Origin of the sequence: Streptomyces corchorusii (assembly GCF_001514055.1) — a bacterium.
GTDB classification, from domain to species: Bacteria; Actinomycetota; Actinomycetes; order Streptomycetales; family Streptomycetaceae; genus Streptomyces; species Streptomyces olivaceoviridis.
On record NZ_KQ948351.1, the window covers coordinates 282,045 to 305,602 of the forward strand.

At 71.2% G+C, this 23,558-nt stretch carries 18 protein-coding genes; 11 read left to right on the plus strand and 7 right to left on the minus strand.

Annotated features, from left to right (window positions below; genetic code table 11):
• Positions 1 to 244: 244 nt before the first annotated feature.
• A complete protein-coding gene (locus AQJ11_RS01250) occupies positions 245 to 1,165 on the minus strand; it encodes an RpnC/YadD family protein (RefSeq protein WP_014672845.1) in 921 nt (306 codons plus the stop codon).
• A 297-nt stretch (positions 1,166 to 1,462) separates the two neighbouring features.
• Between AQJ11_RS01250 and AQJ11_RS01255 the strand changes: the two genes are divergently transcribed.
• Positions 1,463 to 1,843: a VOC family protein gene (locus AQJ11_RS01255; RefSeq protein WP_059261530.1), complete on the plus strand. Its 381-nt coding sequence runs from the start codon at positions 1,463 to 1,465 to the stop codon at positions 1,841 to 1,843.
• 134 nt (positions 1,844 to 1,977) lie between these two features.
• Here the strand turns inward: AQJ11_RS01255 and AQJ11_RS52070 are convergent, their stop codons facing one another.
• The gene (locus AQJ11_RS52070; RefSeq protein ID WP_279616932.1) at positions 1,978 to 2,109 is read right to left on the minus strand and encodes a hypothetical protein; all 132 of its coding nucleotides are present in this window, start codon (positions 2,107 to 2,109) and stop codon (positions 1,978 to 1,980) included.
• Positions 2,110 to 2,163: 54 nt separating this feature from the next.
• On the opposite strand from AQJ11_RS52070, the gene recD2 reads away from it, so the two are divergent.
• Both recD2 and AQJ11_RS01265 read left to right on the plus strand, forming a co-directional pair.
• Entirely contained in the window at positions 2,164 to 4,416 is a 2,253-nt protein-coding gene (gene recD2 / locus AQJ11_RS01260; protein WP_208616418.1) for an SF1B family DNA helicase RecD2, read from the plus strand.
• Positions 4,417 to 4,698: 282 nt separating this feature from the next.
• Entirely contained in the window at positions 4,699 to 5,988 is a 1,290-nt protein-coding gene (locus tag AQJ11_RS01265) for a citrate synthase (protein WP_041665198.1), read from the plus strand.
• A gap of 658 nt (positions 5,989 to 6,646) precedes the next feature.
• Here AQJ11_RS01265 and AQJ11_RS01270 read toward each other — a convergent pair.
• The 3 genes from AQJ11_RS01270 to AQJ11_RS01280 form a co-directional block, all read right to left on the minus strand.
• Positions 6,647 to 8,908 (minus strand): heavy metal translocating P-type ATPase, encoded by a 2,262-nt coding sequence (locus AQJ11_RS01270; protein WP_059261532.1) that lies wholly within the window; start codon positions 8,906 to 8,908, stop codon positions 6,647 to 6,649.
• 87 nt (positions 8,909 to 8,995) lie between these two features.
• Positions 8,996 to 9,235, minus strand: coding sequence for a heavy-metal-associated domain-containing protein (locus AQJ11_RS01275; RefSeq protein WP_014672839.1), 240 nt, complete (start codon positions 9,233 to 9,235; stop codon positions 8,996 to 8,998).
• Positions 9,236 to 9,378: 143 nt separating this feature from the next.
• Positions 9,379 to 10,140, minus strand: coding sequence for a TetR/AcrR family transcriptional regulator (locus AQJ11_RS01280; RefSeq protein WP_059261533.1), 762 nt, complete (start codon positions 10,138 to 10,140; stop codon positions 9,379 to 9,381).
• A 164-nt stretch (positions 10,141 to 10,304) separates the two neighbouring features.
• On the opposite strand from AQJ11_RS01280, the gene AQJ11_RS01285 reads away from it, so the two are divergent.
• Positions 10,305 to 12,575 carry an MMPL family transporter gene (locus AQJ11_RS01285; protein WP_059261534.1) on the plus strand — a complete coding sequence of 757 codons (2,271 nt, stop codon included), beginning with the start codon at positions 10,305 to 10,307 and terminating at the stop codon, positions 12,573 to 12,575.
• Positions 12,576 to 12,767: 192 nt separating this feature from the next.
• Positions 12,768 to 13,811 carry a zinc-dependent alcohol dehydrogenase family protein gene (locus AQJ11_RS01290; RefSeq protein ID WP_059261535.1) on the plus strand — a complete coding sequence of 348 codons (1,044 nt, stop codon included), beginning with the start codon at positions 12,768 to 12,770 and terminating at the stop codon, positions 13,809 to 13,811.
• Positions 13,812 to 13,878: 67 nt separating this feature from the next.
• Here the strand turns inward: AQJ11_RS01290 and AQJ11_RS01295 are convergent, their stop codons facing one another.
• On the minus strand, positions 13,879 to 14,079 hold the full coding sequence (locus AQJ11_RS01295) for a helix-turn-helix transcriptional regulator (RefSeq protein ID WP_014672835.1): 201 nt from the start codon (positions 14,077 to 14,079) through the stop codon (positions 13,879 to 13,881).
• Between the two features lie 321 nt (positions 14,080 to 14,400).
• Here AQJ11_RS01295 and iolC point away from each other — a divergent pair, with 321 nt between their 5' ends.
• The 5 genes from iolC (at position 14,401) to mmsA (ending at position 20,730) form a co-directional block, all read left to right on the plus strand.
• Positions 14,401 to 15,351, plus strand: coding sequence for a 5-dehydro-2-deoxygluconokinase (gene iolC, locus AQJ11_RS01300; protein WP_059261536.1), 951 nt, complete (start codon positions 14,401 to 14,403; stop codon positions 15,349 to 15,351).
• 275 nt (positions 15,352 to 15,626) lie between these two features.
• The gene (locus AQJ11_RS01305; RefSeq protein WP_014672833.1) at positions 15,627 to 16,505 is read left to right on the plus strand and encodes a Cgl0159 family (beta/alpha)8-fold protein; all 879 of its coding nucleotides are present in this window, start codon (positions 15,627 to 15,629) and stop codon (positions 16,503 to 16,505) included.
• Between the two features lie 7 nt (positions 16,506 to 16,512).
• Positions 16,513 to 17,337: a 5-deoxy-glucuronate isomerase gene (iolB, locus tag AQJ11_RS01310; RefSeq protein ID WP_014672832.1), complete on the plus strand. Its 825-nt coding sequence runs from the start codon at positions 16,513 to 16,515 to the stop codon at positions 17,335 to 17,337.
• Positions 17,334 to 19,211 carry a 3D-(3,5/4)-trihydroxycyclohexane-1,2-dione acylhydrolase (decyclizing) gene (gene iolD, locus AQJ11_RS01315; protein ID WP_059261537.1) on the plus strand — a complete coding sequence of 626 codons (1,878 nt, stop codon included), beginning with the start codon at positions 17,334 to 17,336 and terminating at the stop codon, positions 19,209 to 19,211. The genes iolB and iolD overlap by 4 nt, the downstream gene beginning before the upstream one ends.
• Before the next feature lie 16 nt (positions 19,212 to 19,227).
• Complete coding sequence (gene mmsA / locus AQJ11_RS01320) at positions 19,228 to 20,730, plus strand: CoA-acylating methylmalonate-semialdehyde dehydrogenase (RefSeq protein WP_059261538.1); 1,503 nt, start codon at positions 19,228 to 19,230, stop codon at positions 20,728 to 20,730.
• A 56-nt stretch (positions 20,731 to 20,786) separates the two neighbouring features.
• Here the strand turns inward: mmsA and AQJ11_RS01325 are convergent, their stop codons facing one another.
• On the minus strand, positions 20,787 to 21,617 hold the full coding sequence (locus AQJ11_RS01325; protein ID WP_059261539.1) for an SCO4651 family lipoprotein: 831 nt from the start codon (positions 21,615 to 21,617) through the stop codon (positions 20,787 to 20,789).
• Positions 21,618 to 22,048: 431 nt separating this feature from the next.
• On the opposite strand from AQJ11_RS01325, the gene AQJ11_RS01330 reads away from it, so the two are divergent.
• Complete coding sequence (locus tag AQJ11_RS01330) at positions 22,049 to 23,440, plus strand: APC family permease (protein ID WP_014672827.1); 1,392 nt, start codon at positions 22,049 to 22,051, stop codon at positions 23,438 to 23,440.
• Positions 23,441 to 23,558 lie beyond the last annotated feature (118 nt).

The window sequence follows — 23,558 nt, forward strand, 5'->3', positions numbered from 1 at the left end:
GGCGTGCGGGCGAGGCGCGACCGCGCACCCATGCCCACGATGCGGACGTAGCCGACCCGAGGGCCCGGTGCCGGTCGGGCCACCGCTGTTCCGGGGCGCTCGCGCGCTTCTCCCTCGTGTTGCAGGGGGCCGGGTCAAGGGTGGGCCGGAGGCCCATCGCCGAAGGCGACGCGGAACGCGCCCTTGACGCAGGTCGCGGAAGCACGACACTGGCCCGGAAGCGAGCGGCCCAAGGGCTACTTGCTCACTCCTCGGAGAACAACTCCGTGGCGTCCGCCGCGTGTACGGCTCGTTGGGCCCAGGTCTCCAACTGGTCGAGGTCCGTGCAGGCGTTCACCCGTTCGCGGACGGTGTCGGGCACGGGGACGCCACGCCATTCCAGGATGTGCAGCACCATCTCGGCCTTGGCTTCCGCCCGGCCTTGTTCCAGCCCCTGCTCCAAGCCCTCCTCCAGGCCCTGCTCCCGCCCTTCTTCCCGTACCTGCTCGGCCAGGGGGTGTCGCCAGAAGTACTGGATCGCCGTCATCAAATCCCTCCACATCTGCTTCGCCTGGGGATCGGCCAGGCATGAGTCGACGAACTGCACGAAGACCGCGGCACTGTCGGGGTCGATGGTCCGCAGGGCGGATGCCAGGGATTCCAGTATGGCCGCCGCCCCCGGCCCACGTCCGTGTGTCATCGCCGAGAGCACCGCGAGAGGGACGTCCCGCTCGGCCTGCCGCTCGTCCGCGATCACCGGCACGTTGTCCGGCCCCAGCACCAGTGGCCGTACCGTCAGCGAGTCCCACCCCGAGAACCCGAACCGGATCGGACGCGAGGCCCACTTCGCCGTCGCACTGCTCTGCGTGATCACGATCAGCACCGGCTCGCACCGGTACTTCTCGTACAGGTATGACAGGTAGTACGGCCAGCTGCCCCGCTTCCGGTCGTCCACCTTCCCCTGTGACTCCACCACCAGCAGATACGTGCCCTGATCCGTCTCCGCCCGCAGCAACGTGTCCACCCGGCGCTCGACCGGCTCGATCTCCGTCAGGTCCACGTTCAGCGCCGCGATCTCCCGCGGCTCCGGGAACGGCACATCCAGCACCCGCTGTAACGCCCGCGTCAGCAACGCCGGGTCCTTCTGGAAGATCCGGTGCAACGCCTCATGCGACGAGCCGACCATCAGCTCTCCTTTCATACGACGTGATCAACGAGCGAGTCCGCCGCAAGTTCGCACCACGCGTACTTCCCCGGTCCCCGAACCACGTCTACGGTCGACGGCTGCCACCCGAGCACCGCGCACAGGCCGTCACCAGCCCCAGCCCCGCCTTCACCACCTGCCTCGAAACCTTTGAAAACTCTTCGCCCCTCCTCGCCCCGCCCGGTACGGTCTCGGCGTGTTCCCGCCGCGCCGCCGGGCTGAGCCCACCCGGTGAGCGGGGCCGCGCCGGTCGTCCCCCACTGAGAGCAGGTTCCTTCCATGGCATGTCGTATCAGTGAGCTCGTGCTCGGTTGCCGCGAACCCGAGGTGCTGGCGCGGTTCTGGTGCGAGGTCCTGGACTTCGTGGTGCTGGGACGCGAAGAGGACGGCAGTGTCGAGATCGGGCCGCGGGAAGGGTTCGGCGGCGCGCAGCCGACGCTCTTCCTCAGCCGCAGGGCCGAGCCGGAGCCGGGGAAGTCGCGGCTGCACATCGACGTCAACGCCACCGACCGTGATCAGGACGCCGAACTCGAACGCCTCTTGAAGCTCGGGGCGCGCCCGGCCGACATCGGTCAGACCGGCGAGGAGCCCTGGCACGTTCTCGCCGACCCCGAGGGCAACGAGTTCTGCCTGCTCAAGGCCCGCCTCAACCCCCTCTGAGCGCAGCGAAGAGGTCCGAGGCGAGCCCGCCCGCGTAGGCGAGTCGGCCGTTCAGAGCCAGAACACGGCGGCAAGGGCGACCAACGTGCCCAGGGCAACGACGCCGCCGAGGATGCCGAAGCCCATGGCGATCTTCACGCTCGTGGGCCGGACCTCCTGCCAGCCCAGCGCCCGGGCGGGCGGTGGCCCTCGGCGGAGGAGAAGGAGTACTCCGGTGTGCCGCCCGCGCCCGCCTCGTACTCGACGGCGCGGACGGCGTCGGTCATGGCCAGGGACGGTACCAGTGGGCCGCTGTCAGACCTCACCGGTACCGTCGGATCATGGCTCAACAGGCGGGGACCCAGACCGGCGAACGGCGTCTTGCCGTGGTCGAAGGCGTGCTGGAGCGGATCACGTACGCCAACGAGGAGAACGGGTACACGGTGGCCCGGGTCGACACCGGCAGAGGCGCCGCGGACCTCCTCACGGTGGTCGGCGCGCTCCTCGGCGCCCAGGTCGGTGAATCCCTCCGGATGGAGGGCCGCTGGGGGTCGCACCCGCAGTACGGCAGACAGTTCCACGTGGAGAACTACACGACCGTGCTGCCGGCCACCGTCCAGGGCATCCGGCGCTATCTGGGGTCCGGGCTGGTCAAGGGCATCGGGCCGGTCTTCGCCGACCGCATCACCCAGCACTTCGGCGTCGACACCCTGAGGATCATCGAGGAGGAGCCCAAGCGCCTCGTCGAAGTCCCCGGCCTCGGCCCCAAACGCACCAAGAAGATCGCCGACGCCTGGGACGAGCAGAAGGCCATCAAGGAGGTCATGCTCTTCCTCCAGACCGTCGAGGTGTCCACCTCCATCGCCGTGCGGATCTACAAGAAGTACGGCGACGCGTCGATCTCCGTCGTGAAGGAACGCCCCTATCAACTCGCCGCCGACGTCTGGGGCATCGGCTTCCTCACCGCCGACAAGATCGCCCAGTCGGTCGGGATCCCGCACGACAGTCCCGAGCGCGTGAAGGCCGGCTTGCAGTACGCGCTGTCGCAGTCCGCCGACCAGGGGCACTGCTTCCTGCCGGAGGAGCGGCTGATCGCCGACGCCGTGAAGCTGCTCCAGGTGGACACCGGGCTGGTCATCGAGTGCCTGGGCGAGCTGGGGCAGGTACCGGAGGACGGAGGCGATCCGGGGGTCGTCCGGGAGAAGGTGCCCGGACCCGAGGGCGGCGACGAGCCCGTCAGAGCCGTGTACCTCGTCCCGTTCCACCGCGCCGAACTCTCCCTCTCCGCCCAGCTGCTGCGGCTCCTGCGCACGGACCAGGACCGGATGCCGGGGTTCCGGGACGTGGACTGGGGCAAGGCGCTCGGGTGGCTGGGATCCCGCACCGGCGCCGACCTCGCGCCCGAGCAGGAGGCGGCGGTGAAGCTCGCGCTGACCGAGAAGGTCGCCGTCCTCACCGGCGGGCCCGGCTGCGGAAAGTCGTTCACCGTGCGCTCGATCGTGGAGCTGGCCCGGGCCCGGCGCGCCAAGGTGCTGCTCGCCGCCCCGACCGGACGGGCCGCCAAGCGGTTGGCCGAGCTGACCGGAGCCGAGGCCTCCACCGTGCACCGGCTGCTGGAGCTGAAGCCCGGCGGGGACGCCGCCTACGACCGGGACCGGCCGCTCGACGCCGACCTGGTGGTCGTGGACGAGGCATCCATGCTGGACCTGCTCCTCGCCAACAAGCTCGTGAAGGCCGTACCGCCGGGGGCCCATCTGCTCTTCGTGGGGGACGTGGACCAGTTGCCCAGCGTGGGCGCGGGGGAGGTCCTCCGCGATCTGCTCGCCGACGGCAGTCCCGTCCCGGCCGTCCGGCTCACCCGGGTCTTCCGGCAGGCCCAGCAGTCCGGTGTCGTCACCAACGCGCACCGCATCAACGCGGGGCAGCATCCGCTCACCGACGGGCTGAAGGACTTCTTCCTCTTCGTGGAGGACGACACGGAGGCCGCCGGCCGGCTCACCGTGGACGTGGCCGCGCGGCGGATTCCGGCCAAGTTCGGGCTGGACCCGCGCCGGGACGTGCAGGTGCTCGCGCCGATGCACCGGGGGCCGGCCGGTGCGGGCGCGCTCAACGGGCTGCTCCAGCAGGCCATCACGCCCGGGCGGCCCGATCTGCCGGAGAAGCGGTTCGGTGGCCGGGTCTTCCGCGTCGGCGACAAGGTCACCCAGATTCGCAACAATTACGAGAAAGGGAAGAACGGTGTCTTCAACGGCACCGTGGGCGTCGTCACCTCGCTCGATCCGGTGGACCAGCGCCTGACCGTGCTGACGGACGAGGACGAGGAGGTTCCGTACGAATTCGACGAACTGGACGAACTGGCCCACGCGTACGCGGTGACCATCCACCGCTCGCAGGGCAGTGAATATCCCGCCGTGGTGATTCCCGTCACCACGGGAGCATGGATGATGCTCCAGCGGAACCTGCTCTACACGGCGGTCACCCGGGCCCGCCGGCTGGTCGTTCTCGTCGGTTCGCGCAAGGCGATCGGGCAGGCGGTGCGCACGGTGTCGGCCGGGCGGCGGTGCACGGCCCTCGACTACAGACTGGGGGCCTGAGCCGCCGGTGGCGGGCCCCGAAGTCACGGGCGGTGGCCCCGAAGTCACGGTGGCGGCACGGAATCCGGGCCCGCGGCAAAAATGATCGATCAAACGAGTCGTGAAGGTCACAGAGCACTTCCGGTTACCCCTTCGAGGGGGCAGGATGAGCAGGTTGACGGCACTGAGTGCCGCCAATAGGCCCAATGGTCGACCCCGAGTGCACTCTCCTGAGCCAAATGGGGGATGGTAGAGACAGTCAGGGCACCTCGAAGATGAGGCACTACGTCGGTGAGGGAAGACGTGAGCGACAACTCTGTAGTACTGCGGTACGGCGACGGCGAGTACACCTACCCGGTGGTCGACAGCACCGTCGGTGACAAGGGCTTCGACATCGGGAAGCTCCGCGCCCAGACCGGTCTGGTGACTCTGGACAGCGGCTACGGCAACACCGCCGCCTACAAATCCGCGATCACCTACCTCGACGGCGAGGCGGGCATCCTCCGCTACCGCGGCTACCCCATCGAGCAGCTGGCCGAGCGCTCCACCTTCCTTGAGGTGGCGTACCTGCTGATCAACGGCGAGCTGCCCACCGTCGACCAGCTGACGGCGTTCCAGAACGACATCACGCGGCACACGCTGCTGCACGAGGACGTCAAGAACTTCTACAGGGGCTTCCCGCGCGACGCCCACCCGATGGCCATGCTGTCCTCGGTCGTCTCGGCGCTGTCCACCTTCTACCAGGACAGCCACAACCCGTTCGACGAGAAGCAGCGCGACCTCTCCACGATCCGGCTGCTCGCCAAGCTCCCGACGATCGCGGCGTACGCGTACAAGAAGTCGATCGGCCACCCGTTCGTCTACCCGCGCAACGACCTCGGTTACGTCGAGAACTTCCTGCGCATGACCTTCTCCGTGCCGGCGCAGGAGTTCGAGCTCGACCCGGTCGTCGTCGCCGCGCTGGACAAGCTGCTGATCCTGCACGCCGACCACGAGCAGAACTGTTCGACCTCCACGGTCCGCCTGGTCGGCTCCTCGCAGGCCAACATGTTCGCGTCGATCTCGGCCGGCATCAGCGCCCTGTGGGGCCCGCTGCACGGCGGTGCCAACCAGTCCGTGCTGGAGATGCTGGAGGGCATCCGCGACTCGGGCTCCGACGTCGACACCTTCATCCGCAAGGTGAAGAACAAGGAGGACGGCGTCCGCCTGATGGGCTTCGGCCACCGGGTCTACAAGAACTTCGACCCCCGCGCCAAGATCATCAAGGCCGCCGCGCACGACGTGCTCTCCGCGCTGGGCAAGGAGGACGAGCTCCTCGACATCGCCCTCAAGCTGGAGGAGCACGCGCTGTCCGACGACTACTTCGTCGAGCGCAAGCTGTACCCGAACGTGGACTTCTACACCGGTCTGATCTACCGCGCCATGGGCTTCCCGACCGAGATGTTCACGGTCCTGTTCGCCCTCGGCCGCCTGCCGGGCTGGATCGCCCAGTGGACCGAGATGATCAAGGAGCCGGGCTCCCGCATCGGCCGCCCGCGCCAGATCTACACGGGCGTGGTCGAGCGCGACTTCGTTCCGGTCGAGGAGCGCTGAGTTCTTCTCGGCGGGTGCCTGGGGTGCGGTGAGTCTCCAGGCACCTGGCGGTCGCGTCGTAGCCGCATGGGCCCGAGGGTCGTAGCGGTACACCGCAGAGGCGTCGCGGAGTCGTAGCGGTACAGGCGGAACAAGCGGAAGGCGCCCTGAGACGCCGGTCCCCCCACGGGCCGACGACCAGGGCGCCTTCCCATGTCCCGGTGCGGATTCCCCCCACGGGATCCGGCCGGGCGCTCGGAGAGGACAGCGCCTGAATCGCTGTCTGTGAGCAGAACGAGCAAAACCCGGCCTGCTCCAGTGATGCGGTGCGATCTGCCGGGACAACGCACGCCGGAAGGGCCGCTCAAAGCTTCCCGGTGTGCGTGCCCCGGCAACGCATCTCTGAGGAAGTCCCCCAAGACATCCCCAGATGCCAGTCAGCGCCCCCCAAGACGCTGGGCTGACATCGCCAACTTAGACCCTCGAACCCCTTCGATGGTTACGTTCGCATCACTGTGATCTGTGTCTCTTGCATATGTCCCTTAGGTGCGCAAGAGCCCCGATACGGCGATCGGGGCTCAAGCGTAAGGATGATGCGAGAGCCTTGTGTAGAGCTTATGTGAGGCTCGCGCAGGACTCCAGGGGGACCGGGACATCCGCCCCGGCAATCGCCCCCGCCCTACCGGAAGGCCCGCAGCCGCAGGCTGTTGGTCACCACGAACACCGAGGAGAAGGCCATCGCCGCCCCCGCGATCATCGGGTTGAGCAGCCCCGCGGCGGCCAGCGGCAGCGCGGCGACGTTGTAGCCGAAGGCCCACACCAGGTTGCCCTTGATGGTGGCCAGCGTCCGCCGGGACAGCCGGATCGCGTCCGCGGCCACCCGCAGGTCCCCGCGCACCAGCGTCAGGTCGCCGGCCTCGATCGCCGCGTCCGTGCCGGTGCCCATCGCCAGGCCCAGGTCCGCCGCGGCCAGCGCGGCGGCGTCGTTCACGCCGTCGCCGACCATGGCCACGGCCCGCCCCTCGCGCTGGAGCCGGCGTACGACGTCCACCTTGTCCTCGGGCAGCACCTCGGCGAAGACGTGCGCGGAGTCGATGCCGACCGTGCGCGCGACCGCCTCGGCGACGGTCCGGTTGTCCCCGGTGAGCAGCACCGGCGTCAGCCCCAGCGCCCGCAGCCCGCGGATCGCCTCGGTGCTGGTCGGCTTGACCGCGTCGGCGACGGCGAGGACCCCGCGGGCCCGCCCGTCCCAGCCCGCCACGACGGCCGTACGACCCTCCTGCTCGGCCTCGCGGGCCGCGCGGGCCAACTCCTGCGGGAGGTCGTCGTAGAGGCGCCCCACGGCCACCTCGCGGCCGTCGACGCGCCCGCGCACGCCCCGGCCGGGCACGTTCTCGAAGTGCTCGACCGGCGGGAGCGCTCCGGCGCGTTCCTCGGCGCCGGCGGCGACGGCACGGGCCACGGGGTGCTCGGAGGCGTGCTCCAGGGCACCCGCGAGCCGCAGCAGCTCCTTCTCGTCCTCGCCCTCGGCGACGTACACGGCCTGGAGGCTCATCCGGCCGGTGGTGACCGTGCCGGTCTTGTCCAGGACGACCGTGTCCACGCGGCGGGTGGACTCCAGCACCTCGGGGCCCTTGATCAGGATGCCGAGCTGGGCGCCGCGCCCGGTGCCGACCATCAGCGCGGTCGGGGTGGCCAGGCCCAGCGCGCAGGGGCAGGCGATGATCAGGACGGCCACGGCGGCGGTGAACGCGGCCACCGTGTCGCCGGTGACGCCCAGCCAGACGCCGAACGTGCCGAGCGCGATGAGGATGACCACGGGGACGAAGACGGCGGAGATCCGGTCGGCGAGCCGCTGCACCTCGGCCTTGCCGTTCTGCGCGTCCTCGACCAGCTTCGCCATCCGGGCGAGCTGGGTGTCCGCGCCGACCCGGGTGGCCTCCACGACCAGCCGGCCGCCCGCGTTGACCGTGGCGCCGGTGACCCGGTCGCCGGGGCCGACGTCCACCGGCACCGACTCGCCGGTCAGCATGGAGGCGTCGACCGCGGAGACGCCCTCCACGACCGTGCCGTCGGTGGCGATCTTCTCACCGGGCCGGACGACGAACCGGTCGCCGACGGCCAGGGACGACACCGGTATCCGTACCTCGCGGCCCTCCCGCAGCACCGCCACGTCCTTGGCGCCCAGCTCCATCAGGGCCTTCAGGGCGGCGCCCGCGCGGCGCTTGGAGCGGGCCTCCAGATAGCGGCCGAGCAGGATCAGCGCGACGACCCCGGCGGCCACCTCCAGGTAGATCGTGGAGGCGCCGTCCATGCGGGAGACGGTGAGGCGGAACTCGTCGTGCATGCCGGGCATGCCGGCGTCGCCGAAGAACAGGGCCCACAGCGACCAGCCGAACGCGGCCAGCGTGCCGACCGAGACGAGGGTGTCCATGGTGGCGGCGCCGTGCCGGAGGTTGGTCCAGGCGGCCCGGTGGAAGGGGGCGCCGCCCCAGACGACGACCGGCGCGGCGAGGGTGAGCGAGAGCCACTGCCAGTTGTCGAACTGGAGCGCCGGGATCATCGAGAGCAGGACCACGGGGGCGGCGAGGAGCACGGAGACGAACAGGCGGTGGCGCAGGGCGCCCAGTTCGGCGTCCGGTGCGGGGGTTTCCGGTTCCGTCTCGGGCGCGGGCCGGGGCGGCGGCGGCTCCTCGGCGGTGTAGCCGGTCTTCTCCACGGTGGCGATCAGGTCGGCGACCCGGACGCCGTCGGCGAAGGTGACCTTGGCCTTCTCGGTGGCGAAGTTGACGGTGGCGCTGACGCCGTCCATCCGGTTGAGCTTCTTCTCCACCCGGGCGGCGCAGGAGGCGCAGGTCATCCCGCCGATGAGCAGCTCGGTCTCGGAGGTGGTGCCCGTGGGCGCGGCTGTCTTCGCGGCTTGTGCGGTGGTGCTGGTCATGTCCGGACTCCAGACATCGGACCGGGCCGTACGGATCCAGTATCAGCTGGTCGGCACGGCCCGGGTCGGGGAAACGGAGGGTTTTCCTCAGGCCTGGCCGGCCAGCTCGAAACCGGCCTCGTCCACGGCGGCGCGCACGGCCTCCTCGTCCAGCGGGGCCTCGGAGACGACGGTCACCTCGCCGGTCGACGCGACGGCCTTCACCGAGCTGACGCCCGGGAGCTGGGAGATCTCGCCGGAGACGGAGCCCTCGCAGTGGCCACAGCTCATGCCGGTCACCTTGTAGACGGTGGTGACGGGGCCCGTGGTGTCGGTCTGAGCGGTCATGTCGTTACTCCTCGTCGAGGCGTGTGGGGCCAGTGGGGTCACGGAGGCAATGGAGGCCGCGGGGAACCCCATCTCTTCTCAGACTATACCCCTAGGGGGTATGACTCCAATGGGGTTCGCGCCCGGGTCGCCGGCGTCGCGTGTCAGGTGCGGCCGAGCCGGTCACCCACCAGGGGTTCCAGGTAGCGGATCAGGACGTCCTTGGTCTCCTGGATGTACGCGGCCCGCTCGGCGCCCTGGTGGGCCAGGACCAGTTCCAGGCCGGCCTTGTAGACGCCGAGGCAGACACGGGCCGTGCGGGTGACGTCGGCCGGGTCGGCGCCGGGCATGAGCGAGCCGAGCAGGGCCTCGATCCGGCCGATCACCGTCGTGTGCAGCTGGTCGTGCGCCTCGGCCATCCGGCCCGGGACGTCGGGTCCGTGCATCAGCGCGAAGAAGACCGGGTGGTCGGTGTTGAAGGCCATGAACCGGTCGACGGCCGAGCCGATCGCCTCCTCCAGCGGCGTGGCGGGGTCGACGGGGGCCAGTGCCTCGCCGTACGCCTCCCGCATCTCGTGCATCAGCCGGTCGCCCAGCTCGATCGCGATCGCTTCCTTGTTCGGGAAGAACTGGTAGAGCGTGCCGGGCGAGACGCCCGCGGCGCGGGCGATGGCGTTGGTGCTGGCGGTGGTGTAGCCGGTGGTGCAGAAGACCTGGGCGGCGGCTTCGAGCAGCTGGGCGATACGGCGTTCACCGCGGGCCTGGCGGCGGCGCGGCGCCTGCTCCTTCTCCGAGGCGCCGACCTTCGAGGCGCGGGCCTCCGGGGTGCCGGCCTCCGAGGCGCGGGCCTCCGAGGCGCGGGCCTCCGAGGCGCGGGCCTTCTGTGTGGCCTCCGGGGTGCCGTCCTTCTGTGTGGTGTCGGGCACGCGTTATCCCCAGCTCTCCGAACGCGATTGACAAACGCGAGTGGTCGCTCGCATTCTGATGAAACGCGAGCGATCTCTCGTGTTTGCCAGTCTAGGCAATGGCTGGACCATGCTGCCGTGCGCGCACACGTCAGCGCTGGTCACGGTGAAGGGGACACCGCACGATGACCGATGTCAACAAGGCGCCGCGGTCCGGGGCCCAACCGCCCCGGGTCGGTGGCTGGACCCGATTCGTCACCGCCCGGCCACGCCTGTCGCTCCTGGTCGCCCTGGTGCTCACCGCGCTCGCCGTGCTGGCCGGCAGCGGGGTCGCGGACCGCCTCGGCAGCGGCGGCTGGGAGGACCCGGCCGCCGAGTCGACGTATGCGACCAAGGCGCTGGAGCGCGAGTTCCCCGCCTCCGCGCCGAACCTGCTGCTCCTGGTCGACGCGGGCCGCGCCTCGGTGGACGACCCGGCGGTGGCCGCCGAGGCCCGCGCCCTGGCCGCGCGGCTCGCGGGGGAGCCGGGCGTCACCGGCGTCGGCTCCTACTGGCAGGCCGCGCCCGCGCAGGCCCCGGCCCTGCGCGCCGAGGACGGCCACGAGGCGCTGATCGCCGCCCGCGTCACCGGCGACGAGAGCGCGATGGGCCGCACCCTGGACCGCATCGCCCCGCACTACCGGGGCACGCACGGCCCGGTCGAGGTGCGGATCGGCGGCATCGTCGCGGTGCGGCACGAGATGCAGACGGTCATCAAGGAGGACCTCACCCGCGCCGAGCTGATCGCCCTGCCGATCACGCTGGTGCTGCTGGTCATGGTCTTCGGCAGCGCGGTGGCGGCCCTGCTCCCGCTGGGCATCGGCATCGTCGCCATCCTCGGGACGAACGCGGTGCTGCGCGGCCTGACCGCCTTCACCGACGTCTCCGTCTTCGCGCTGAACCTCACCACGGCGCTCGGGCTCGGCCTCGCCATCGACTACGCCCTGTTCATCGTCCGCCGCTACCGCGAGGAACTGTCCACCGGCGCCGACCCGTCGACCGCCGTGGGCACGACCCTGCGCACGGCCGGCCGCACCGTGCTCTTCTCCGCCCTGACGGTCGCGGTCTCCCTGGCCGCCATGATGGTCTTCCCGCAGTACTTCCTGCGGTCCTTCGCCTACGCCGGCATCGCCGTGGTCCTCCTCGCGGCGGCAGCCGCCCTGATCCTGCTCCCGGCCGCGCTGGTCCTGCTCGGCCACCGGGTCAACTCCCTGGACCTGCGCCGCCTCTTCCGCCGGGGCCGCGCGTCGAATCCGGCCGAGGCAGGCACCGCCTGGGCGCGTACGGCGGGCCTGGTGATGCGCCGCGCCCCCCTCTTCGCCCTCGGCACCACCGCCCTGCTCGTGCTGCTCGGACTGCCCTTCCTGGGGGTCGAGTTCGGTACGGCCGACGACCGGCAGCTACCCTCGACCGCCGAGTCCCACGTGGTGCAGCAGCACCTGCGCGAGGGCTTCCCCGGCAGCCCCGGCGGCGGCCTGGAAGTCCTCGCCGAGGGCCGGGCCACCGACGCCCAGTACGCCGCCTACAAGCAGCGGATGGCCGCCCTGCCCGAGGTGGTCCGCGTCGACGGCCCCCTGGTCAAGGGCGACACCGCCTACTTCACGGTCCAGCCCGGGGGAGAGGCCGTGGGCGAGCCGGCCCAGCGGCTGGTCGGCGACCTGCGCGCGCTGCACGCCCCGTTCGCCACCAAGGTGACCGGCACCGCCGCCGTCCTCGTGGACACCAAGCACGCGATAGCGGAGCGCCTGCCCTGGGCGGCCGTGTTCATCGCCGTCGTCACGCTCCTGCTGGTCTTCCTCCTGACCGGCAGCGTGCTGATACCCCTCCAGGCCGTGGTGCTCAACGCGCTCAGCCTGACGGCGATGTTCGGCGCGGTCGTCTGGGTCTTCCAGGACGGCCACCTGTCCGGCCCGCTCGGCTTCACCAGCCCCGGCTCCATCGAGACCACCCTGCCCGTGCTGATGTTCTGCGTGGCCTTCGGCCTCTCCATGGACTACGGCGTCTTCCTGCTCTCGCGTATCAAGGAGGAGTACGACCGCACGGGCGACCACGAGGGAGCGGTCCGCCTCGGCCTCCAGCGCACGGGCGGTCTGATCACGGCGGCGGCGGTCATCCTGGCCGTGGTCATGGTGGCGATCGGCACCTCCCGGGTGACCAACACCAAGATGCTCGGCCTCGGCATCGCGCTCGCGGTCCTGATGGACGCGATGGTGGTCCGCGGCCTCCTGGTCCCGGCCGTCATGCGGCTGACGGGCAGGGCGACCTGGTGGGCGCCGGCGCGGCTGCGGCGCTTCCACGACCGGTTCGGCATGAGCGAGGGCGAGCGGGAAGCGCCCGGCAGCGGCGCGGGGAACGGCGTCACCAGCCACGACGAACCGGAACTGGTGACCCACCCTGGTGGCCCCCGGAGCGTCTAGGGTCTTTCGTTTGGATCAGGCCGGATCAGGGAGCGGGGTCTGGTGCCGTGCATCGCAAGGCGGAGGAGGGCGCCATGGCGGAGCCATGGCAACCGACGACAACGCGGCGAGGCGCGGTGCCAGGGCCCGCGAGCCCGGCATGATCCAAACGAGAGGCCCTAGCCTTCGCGCAGGTTCCTGAAAGGAGCATGCATGCGAGCCGTGATGTTCGAGGAGTACGGAAAGCCGGCCGAGGTGCGGGAGGTACCCGACCCGGAGCCTGCGGAGCACGGTGTGGTCGTCCGTGTCGAGGCCACCGGCCTCTGCCGCAGCGACTGGCACGGCTGGATGGGGCACGACCCGGACATCACCCTGCCGCACGTGCCGGGGCATGAACTCGCCGGCGTGGTCGAGGCGGTGGGCGCGCGGGTGACCGGCTGGCGGCCCGGCGACCGGGTCACCGTGCCGTTCGTCTGCGCCTGCGGCAGCTGCCCGTCCTGTGCGGCGGGCGACCAGCAGGTGTGCGAGCGGCAGACCCAGCCCGGGTTCACCCACTGGGGCTCCTTCGCCGAGTACGTCGCGCTCGACCACGCCGACGTCAACCTCGTCGCGCTGCCGGACGGCATGACGTACGCCACCGCCGCCGCGCTCGGCTGCCGCTTCGCCACCGCGTTCCGGGCCGTGGTGCAGCAGGGCCGGGTGGCGGCCGGGGAGTGGGTCGCGGTGCACGGCTGCGGCGGGGTCGGCCTGTCGGCGGTGATGATCGCGGCGGCCTCGGGGGCCCGGGTGGTCGCGGTCGACGTGTCACCCCGGGCGCTGGAGCTGGCGCGGACGTTCGGAGCCGCCGAGTGCCTGGACGCGACCGGGGTGTCCGACCCGGCCGCCGTCGTCCGGGAGCTGACCGGCGGCGGTGCCCACCTCTCCCTCGACGCCCTCGGCTCGCCGGCCACCTGCGCGGCGTCCGTGAACGGTCTGCGCCGCCGCGGCCGGCACGTCCAGGTCGGCCTGCTGCCCTCGCCCGACGGCACCACCCCGGTTCCGCTGGCCCGCGCGACAGCCCTGGAGCTGGAACTCCTCGGCAGCCACGGCATGGCCGCCCACACCTATCCCGGCATGCTGCACCTGGTGGGCGCCGGCGTACTGCGTCCGGATCTCCTGGTGACCCGGACGATCGCGCTCGACGCGGCTCCGGCGGCCCTCGCGGCGATGGACACGGCGCCGGGCGCGGGCGTCACGGTCATCGAGCCCTGGAGCTGAGAGCCCAGCGCCCGTCACCGCTCCCCCCGGCCTCCCCGCTGCCCGGCACCGTGCCCGCGAGAGCGCGTCAGTCCTCTCTGCGACCGCGGTTGCCGGGACGGGAGGCGACCCAGGCGCGGACGGTGTCGGCGTACCAGAAGGGCTTGCCGCCCTCGACGTGGTCGGGCGGGGGCAGCAGCCCGTGCTTGCGGTAGGACCGTACGGTGTCCGGCTGCACCCGGATGTGCGCCGCGATCTCCTTGTAGGACCAGAGCCTTCGGTCGGCCATGCGTTGCACCTCCCCGCGCGCACCGCGGCGGCGACCGGGAAGGGCCACCGGGGGGACCGGGCGCTGCGCTGATCACAAACCTGCGCCTGGTGAACGACGTTGAGTGACCAGCCGAGCCTCTCTGTCGACCGGGTGTGACCGAGAACCCGCGTACACGTGACATGTGTGACAGGAGGGAGGTCTTTGTGACACAGCAGCCACATAGGGCGCCCGCGTGACGGGGGCCCGGCCGGAGACTAGTCCGAATGTCTGGACAAAACATTGACATGGCTCGGCATGCGGGACTAGAAAGCCGGGGAGAGCCATGACGAAGGGAAGCCGATGGCCTACGACCTGATCACCATGGGGCGGATCGGAGTGGACCTCTACCCGCTCCAGACCGGTGTCCCGCTCGCCCAGGTGACGTCCTTCGGCAAGTTCCTCGGCGGGTCGGCGACGAACGTGGCGGTCGCCGCGGCCCGCCTCGGCCGGCGCACCGCCGTGATCACCCGTACCGGCGACGACCCGTTCGGCGCCTACCTCCACGAGGCGCTGCGCGGCTTCGGCGTCGACGACCGCTGGGTCACCCCCGTCCCCGGCCTGCCGACCCCCGTCACCTTCTGCGAGGTCTTCCCGCCGGACGACTTCCCGCTCTACTTCTACCGCCAGCCCAAGGCCCCCGACCTGGAGATCGACGCCCACGAGCTGGACCTGGACGCCCTGCGCGAGGCCCGGATCTTCTGGGTCACCGGCACCGGCCTGAGCGAGGAGCCGAGCCGTACGGCGACCCTCGCGGCCCTCGCCCACCGGGCCAAGGCGGGCATCACCGTCTTCGACCTCGACTGGCGCCCCATGTTCTGGTCGGACCCCGGCACCGCCCGCCCCTTCTACGCCGAGGCCCTGCGCCACGCCACCGTCGCCGTCGGCAACCTGGACGAGGTGGAGGTCGCGACCGGAGTGCGCGAGCCGCATGCCGCCGCCCGCGCCCTGCTGGACGCCGGGGTCGAGCTGGCCGTCGTCAAGCAGGGCCCCAAGGGGGTCCTCGCCGTCAACCAGAAGGGTGAGTCGGCCGAGGTCCCGCCCCTGCCCGTCACCGTCCTGAACGGACTCGGCGCCGGGGACGCCTTCGGCGGCTCCCTCTGCCACGGCCTGCTGGCCGGCTGGGACCTGGAGACGATCATGCGGCACGCCAACGCGGCCGGGGCCATCGTCGCCTCCCGCCTGGAGTGCTCCTCGGCGATGCCGACCCCGGACGAGGTGGCCGCCGCGCTCGACGCCGGAGTGGTGCTGTGAGGGCCGGCCGCGTCACCGGCACGCACCCCGACGACGGCTCCGGCACCGGCTCCACCGCGTCCGCTCCCCGCGAGGGCTCCCCCACCCCTCCCCGTGAGGGCGCCGCGCCCCCACGCTCCGACGCCCTCGCATCCGCTCCCCGCGCAGGCTCCGCGGAAGCTCCCGGCGAGGGCTCCCCGACCCCTCCCCGCGCAGGCACCGCACCCTCCCGACCCGACGCCCCCGCGACCTCCCCCCGCCAAGGCGCCGCAGGCACCCCGCGCCGGCGTGTCGACGTGGGCGAACTCGTCCGGATCCGTACCCGGCACCCCGAGGCGATCGCGGAGGCCGCTGCCCGTCGGGCGCGCAGGCCGCTGCTGAACGACAGCGGCCGGCTGATGATCGTCGCCGCCGACCACCCGGCCCGTGGCGCGCTCGGCGTCGGCGACCGCAAGCTCGCCATGGCCAACCGCGCCGACCTGCTCGAACGCCTCTGCCTCGCGCTGTCCCGGCCCGGCGTCGACGGCGTCCTCGCCACCGCCGACATCCTGGACGACCTGCTCCTCCTCGGCGCCCTGGACCACAAGGTCGTCATGGGCTCCATGAACCGCGGCGGCCTGCAAGGGGCCAGCTTCGAGCTGGACGACCGGTTCACCGGCCACCGCCCGCAGGACATCGAGCGCCTCGGCTTCGACGCGGGCAAGCTGCTGCTGCGCGTCGACTACAGCGACCCCGGCTCCCTGACCACCCTGGAGTCCACCGCCCGCGCCATCGACGCCATGGCCGAGCGCCGGCTGCCGGTGTTCGTGGAACCGTTCATCAGCCGCCGTACCCCCGGGGGAAAGGTGACGAACGACCTGTCCGCCGAAGCGGTCACCCGGTCCATCGCCATCGCCTCCGGCCTCGGCGGCTCCTCCGCCTACACCTGGCTGAAGGTGCCGGTCACCGAGAACCCCGACGACATGGCCCAGGTGATGGAGACCTCCACCCTGCCCGCCGTGCTGCTCGGCGGGGACATCGGCGACTCACCCGAGGACCAGGTCGCCGCGTACGAGAAGTGGCGCGGCGCGCTCCGACTCCCCACCGTGCGCGGCCTGGTGGTCGGCCGCTCGTTGCTGTACCCGGCGGACGGCGATGTGGCCGCCGCCGTGGACACCGCCGTAGGACTGCTGTGAGGGCCGCATGACCAGCACCGACCTGCATCTGCCCCGGGGCGCCGCCGCGAACTCCCGGTACGCCGTCGACATCGACCCGAAGGTGGCCGGCTGGACGCACAGCAGCCTGCGTGTCGTCGAGCTGGCGCCCGGTGGCAGCCATACGTTCACCACCGGGGACAGTGAGTGGATCGTGCTTCCGCTGGAAGGCGGATGTACCGTACATATGGACCACGACGAGTTCCAACTCCTGGGCCGGGAAAGCGTGTTCGCGGATGTCTCCGACTTCGCGTACGTGCCCCGGGACGCCCAGGTCCTGATCGCCTCCGGCGCGGGAGGCCGCTTCGCCCTGGCAGGAGCGAAGTGCGAGCGACGACTCCCCGCCCGCTACGGCCCCGCGCCGGAGGTCCCCGTCGAGGAGCGCGGCAGCGGCACCTGCGCCCGCCGGGTGCGCAACTTCGCCTCCGCCGACTCCTTCGCCTGCGACAAGCTGATCGCCGTGGAGGTGATCACGCCGGGCGGCCACTGGTCCTCGTACCCGCCGCACAAGCACGACGAGCACCGGCCGGGCGAGGAGTCCGAGCTGGAGGAGATCTACTACTTCGAGATCGACGGCCCGAACGGGCTCGGCTACCAGCGGGTGTTCCCCTCGCGGGAGGGCGGCGCCGACGTCCTCGCCGAGGTCCGCTCCGGCGACGCCGTCCTCGTCCCCGACGGCTGGCACGGCCCGTCCATCGCCCAGCCGGGGCACGACATGTACTACCTGAACGTCATGGCGGGCCCGGGCGAGACCCGGGAATGGCGGATCTGTTTCCACCCCGACCACGTAGAAAGCACAGGGGGCTACCGATGACGATCCGGCTGACCGTCGCCCAGGCGCTCGTCCGCTTCCTCGCCGCCCAGTACACCGAGCGGGACGGCCGCAGGCAGCGGCTGATCGGCGCCACCTGGGGCATCTTCGGACACGGCAACGTCGCCGGCCTCGGCCAGGCCCTGGTCGAGTACGCGGACGTGATGCCGTACCACCAGGGCCGCAACGAACAGTCCATGGTGCACGCGGCGGTCGGCTACGCCCGCCAGTCGAACCGCCTGTCCACGCACGCGGTCACGACGTCGATCGGCCCCGGCGCCACGAACCTCGTCACCGGCGCGGCCCTCGCGACCATCAACCACCTCCCGGTGCTGCTCCTGCCCGGCGACGTCTTCGCCACCCGCCCCGCCGACCCGGTCCTCCAGCAGCTGGAGCTGCCGTACGCGGGCGATGTGTCGGTCAACGACACCCTGCGCCCGGTGTCGAAGTACTTCGACCGCGTCACCCGCCCGGAGGCCCTGATCCCGAGCGCCCTCCAGGCCATGCGGGTCCTCACCGACCCCGTGGAGACCGGCGCGGTCACGCTCGCCCTGCCGCAGGACGTGCAGGCGGAGGCCTTCGACTGGCCGGAGGAGTTCTTCTCGACGCGCGTGTGGACCGTACGGCGGCCGGGCGCGGACCCGACCGAGCTGGCGGAGGCGGTCCGGGCGATCCGCTCCGCCGCACGGCCCCTCGTCATCGCCGGCGGCGGGGTCCACCACAGCCGCGCGGAGGAGGCCCTCGCCGAGTTCGCGGCGGCGACCCGCATCCCGGTCGCCTCCACCCAGGCCGGGAAGGGCTCCCTGCGGTACGACCATCCGCAGGACGTCGGCGGCGTCGGCCACACCGGCACCGCGACCGCCGACGAACTGGCCCGCACCGCGGACCTCGTCATCGGCGTCGGCACCCGGTACACCGACTTCACCACCGCCTCCGGCACCCTCTTCGAGAACCCGGCCGTCCGCTTCCTGAACCTCAACATCGCGCCCTTCGACGGCCACAAGCTGGCCGGGCTGCCGCTGATCGCCGACGCCCGCAGCGGTCTGGGCGAGCTGACCGAGGCACTGGCCATGCACGGCCACCGCGTCGCCGACTCCTACGTCAGCGAGTACACCGAGGACAAGGAACGCTGGGAGCAGCGCGTCGACGCCTGCTTCGAGGCCGAAGAGCTCGACGCACGGCCGACCCAGCCGCAGGTCATCGGCGCCCTGGACGCGCTGGTGGACGAGTCGGACGTCATCATCAACGCGGCCGGCTCGCTCCCGGGCGACCTGCACAAGCTGTGGCGGGCCCGGTCGTGCGACCAGTACCACCTGGAGTACGGCTACTCCTGCATGGGCTACGAGATCCCGGCCGCCCTCGGGGTGAAGCTCGCCGCGCCCGAGCGGAACGTGTGGGCGCTGGTCGGCGACGGCACCTATCTGATGATGCCGACGGAGATCGTGACCGCCGTGCAGGAGGGCATCGCGATCAAGGTCCTGCTGGTGCAGAACCACGGGTACGCCTCGATCGGCGGGCTCTCGGACTCGGTGGGCGGCGAACGGTTCGGCACGGCCTACCGCTACCCCGCCGAGGACGGCACCTTCACCGGCGCCCCGCTCCCCGTCGACCTCGCCGCCAACGCGGCCAGCCTCGGCATGCGGGTGCTGCGCGCGAAGACCGTACGGGAGCTGGGCGCGGCGCTCGCGGAGGCGCGCGCGGCCGACACACCCACATGTGTCTACGTGGAGACGGAAACGTCCGACACTGTGTCGGGGGCGCCTCCGGCGCAGGCCTGGTGGGATGTTCCTGTGGCCGAGACCGCGACCCGCCCCGCCGCGGTCAAGGCACGTGAGCTGTACGAACGGCACGTCTCGACCCGACGCCGCCATCTGTGAGAAGGAGTCTCCGGACATGACGAAGATCGTCAACCACTGGATCGGCGGGAAGACCGTCGAAGGCGCGTCGGGTGCGTACGGGCCGGTCACCGACCCGGCGACCGGCGCGGTCACCACGAAGGTCGCGTTCGCGTCGGTCGAGGAGGTGGACGCGGCCGTCGCGGCGGCCAAGGACGCCTACCTGGCCTGGGGCCAGTCCTCCCTGGCCCAGCGCACGTCCGTCCTCTTCAAGTTCCGGGCGCTGCTGGACGCGCACCGGGACGAGATCGCCGAGCTGATCACCGCCGAGCACGGCAAGGTGCACTCGGACGCGCTGGGCGAGGTGGCGCGCGGCCTGGAGATCGTCGACCTGGCGTGCGGCATCAGCGTCCAGCTGAAGGGCGAGCTGTCCACGCAGGTCGCGAGCCGGGTGGACGTGGCCTCGATCCGCCAGCCGCTCGGTGTCGTCGCCGGCATCACGCCGTTCAACTTCCCGGCGATGGTCCCGATGTGGATGTTCCCGATCGCCATCGCGTGCGGCAACACCTTCGTGCTGAAGCCGAGCGAGAAGGACCCGTCGGCGTCGATCCGCCTCGCCGAGCTGCTGGCCGAGGCCGGTCTGCCCGACGGTGTCTTCAACGTCGTGCACGGCGACAAGGTGGCCGTGGACCGTCTGCTGGAGCACCCGGACGTCAAGGCCGTCTCCTTCGTCGGCTCGACCCCGATCGCCCGCTACATCCACACCACCGCCTCCGCCAACGGCAAGCGCGTGCAGGCGCTGGGCGGCGCCAAGAACCACATGCTGGTCCTGCCCGACGCCGACCTGGACGCGGCGGCCGACGCGGCCGTGAGCGCGGCCTACGGCTCCGCGGGCGAGCGCTGCATGGCCATCTCCGCGGTCGTGGCGGTGGGCGCCGTCGGCGACACGCTGGTGGAGAAGATCCGCGAGCGCGCCGAGAAGATCAAGATCGGTCCGGGCAACGACCCGACGTCCGAGATGGGCCCGCTGATCACGAAGGCGCACCGGGACAAGGTGGCCTCGTACGTGGAGGGCGCCGCCGCCGAGGGCGCCGAGGTGGTGCTGGACGGCACCGGTTACACCGTCGAGGGCTTCGAGGACGGCCACTGGATCGGCATCTCGCTGCTGGACAAGGTGCCGACCAGCGCGAAGGCGTACCAGGACGAGATCTTCGGCCCGGTGCTGTGCGTGCTGCGCGCCGAGACCTACGAGGAGGGCGTGGCGCTCATCAACGCCTCGCCGTTCGGCAACGGCACCGCGATCTTCACCCGGGACGGCGGCGCCGCCCGCCGCTTCCAGCTGGAGATCGAGGCCGGCATGGTCGGCGTCAACGTGCCGATCCCGGTGCCGGTGGGCTACCACTCCTTCGGCGGCTGGAAGGACTCGCTCTTCGGCGACCACCACATCTACGGCAACGACGGCACGCACTTCTACACCCGCGGCAAGGTCGTCACCACCCGCTGGCCCGACCCGGCCGACGCCCCGGCGGGCGTGGACCTGGGCTTCCCGCGCAACCACTGAGCCGGACGGCACGGTGCCCCGCCCGCTGCCCGGCAGCGGGCGGGGCACCGGCGCGTTCAGCCCTGACGGCTCCGCTGCTCCTTGATCATGTCGGTGAGGTCGGCGACGCGCCCGGCGGGCGGGGTCTGCACGGTGGCCGTCCTGCCGAACTTGTCGAAGTCCATGCTGATCGTCATGACGCCGATCTTCTCCTTGAGCCGGACCGGCAGGTCGTCGGAGCCGACCCACACGTCCATGACGATCGACTCCGCGCCGGTCGCCTTGCTCATGGGGCTGCCCTCGCCGTAGACGTCCTTGAGCTTGCCCATGTGGGCGCTGTCGATGACGCCGCGGTAGTGCGTGGTGTGCTTCCCGTTCACGGTCTGCGTGCCGAGGTCCTGGACGTCCTTGGCGTACCGCAGGCCCTTCATGGAGGCGGAGGGGCTGCCGTTGTCCCCGCTGAGGGCCTCGGCGCCCTTCTTCCCGAAGAGGACCGAGCCGTCGATCTTGATCCAGTCCTTGCCCTGGTAGGGGCCGGAGGTGAAGCGGTCGACGTCGTAGTAGTAGACGCCGTCGACGAACAGGACGTGCGTCGTGGGGGAGTGGTTCATGGCCTGCATGTTCGCGGCCTTGGTGTCCATCTCCACGTCGAAGGCGTATCCGTGGCCCCAGGAGTACGTGCCCTTCATGGAGATCGGGCCGCTGGTGCCGGTGTCGGTCGTCATCCGCACCTCGGCCGAGCCCAGCCGCTCCGTCCGGTCCGTCGCCCTGGTCAGTGCCGCCATGGCCTGATCGGCCTTGTCGACCGCCTTGACGGCCGTCCTGGCGCTCTCCGTGCCGCAGCCGGAGACCGCCACCAGCGCTGCCGCCGTGCAGGCGACCCACGCGGCGGTGTGCCTCTTCCTCATGTCCCCACCCCAAGCTGTGTGTCTGTTGTGCGGGGCGCACTCTATCGGCCACCACTGACATGGACGCGACCGGATATCCCGTCCGGATACCGGACGGCTGACATTTTTTTGAAACCTTGGCTGCGGTTCCCGTTCAGCCCGGACGAAACGGGTGGCGAAGGGGTTACGAGCAGATGACCTTCAAAAGCAAGGTCACATCAGTCGTGGGCTTGATGGATGCACCTATAGTGCGTCACAGCCTGGGAAAGTGATGCGGCACACAGTCGTCCGGAGGTGCGGATTCCGAAGGCAAGCGGCCATTGACGTGGTGGTTTTCGTCGGGGTTCTCTATGCAGCGCCGGGAGCGGACGAGACGAACGTACGACGATCCGCCGGAGGCGATAGCGCTCCCGACCCCCACCTCAGCCGCTCACGTCGAACGGAACCGCCGTATGACCGACACGCTCCAGAAGTCCGTGGTAGACACCGCGACGGCCCCGGCACCGGGGCTGAAGCGTTCCATCGGTGTCGTCGGCGGCACCCTGCTGACGCTGTCCTGCGTCACGCCCGCCTCCACGCTCTTCGTCGTCGTCCCCGACCTGTTCGGTTCCCTCGGCACCGCCACCGCCCTGACGATCGCCATCGGCTCGCTCCTCTGTATCGCCGTGGCGTTCTGCTACTCCGAGCTGGGCACCCTGATCCCCAGCGCGGGTGGCGAGTACGCCATGGTCTCCACGATGGCCGGACGGCTCGCGGGCTGGCTGGTCTTCGTGCTCTCCCTGCTGGTCGTGATGATCGTGCCCCCGGTGATCGCGATGGGCACCGCGGACTACCTCGCCCCCATCGTCCACCTTGACCCGTCCATGACGGGCGCCGGAGTGATGCTGCTGGCCACCCTCGCCGGTCTGCTGGACCTGCGTGCCAACGCCTGGATCACCGGCATCTTCCTGGTCCTGGAGGTCATCGCCGCCGGGGTCGTCGCCCTGCTGGGCTTCTCGCACGGCCACCGCGGGGTGGGCAGCCTGGTCTCGATGCAGGTGGCCGGCGCGAACGGCCACACCGACACCGTGACGGCCATGCTGGTGGTCTCCGGCCTCGCCATCGCCCTCTTCATCACCCAGGGCTTCTCCACCGCCGTCTACCTCTCCGAGGAACTGGAGAACCCGCGCCGCAACGTCGCCCGGACGGTCCTCGCCACCCTGGCCATCTCCACCGTGGTCATCCTGGTGCCGGTCGTCGCCATCACCATGGGCGCCTCCGACCTCAAGGAACTGACCGGCGGCGACATCAGCTCCATGGTCACCGCCTGGTCCAACTCCGCGGTCGGCACCTTCGTCAGCCTCTGCGTGGCCCTCGCGATCATCAACGCGGGCATCGTCATGGTCATCCAGAACTCCCGCGTCCTGTTCGCCTCGGCCCGCGACAAGGCCTGGCCCGGCCCGGTCAACACCGTCTTCTCCAAGCTCGGCCGCTTCGGCTCCCCCTGGGTCGCCACCCTCGCGGTCGGCGTCCCCGGCGCGGTGCTCTGCTTCGTCAACCTCGACACCCTGTACGGCGTCACCGGCGTCTCGGTGACCGGCATGTACCTGCTCGTCGCGGTCGCCGCCCTGCTCGCCCGCCGCGGCTCCCACCGGCACACCCCCGCCTGGCGGATGCCGCTGTGGCCCGCGGTGCCGGTCCTGCTCATCGCCGTCCTGGCCTACATCCTGACCCAGCAGGAGACGAGCTACCTGCTGTGGACCGGCGGCATCACCGCGGCGGCGACCCTCTACTGGGCCCTGTACCTGCGCCCGCGCCGCGACACCCACTGGCTGGTGTCGATCCCGGAGGACGCCCAGGCCTGATCACGCGCCCCGAAGACCGGCGCGACCGAGCCGCCGCCCGTACCACGGTCGCGGTAGGAGACGGCGGACTCGTACTCCCAGGGGAGGGTCCGCCGTTCAACCCCAGGTCGGCAGCGGT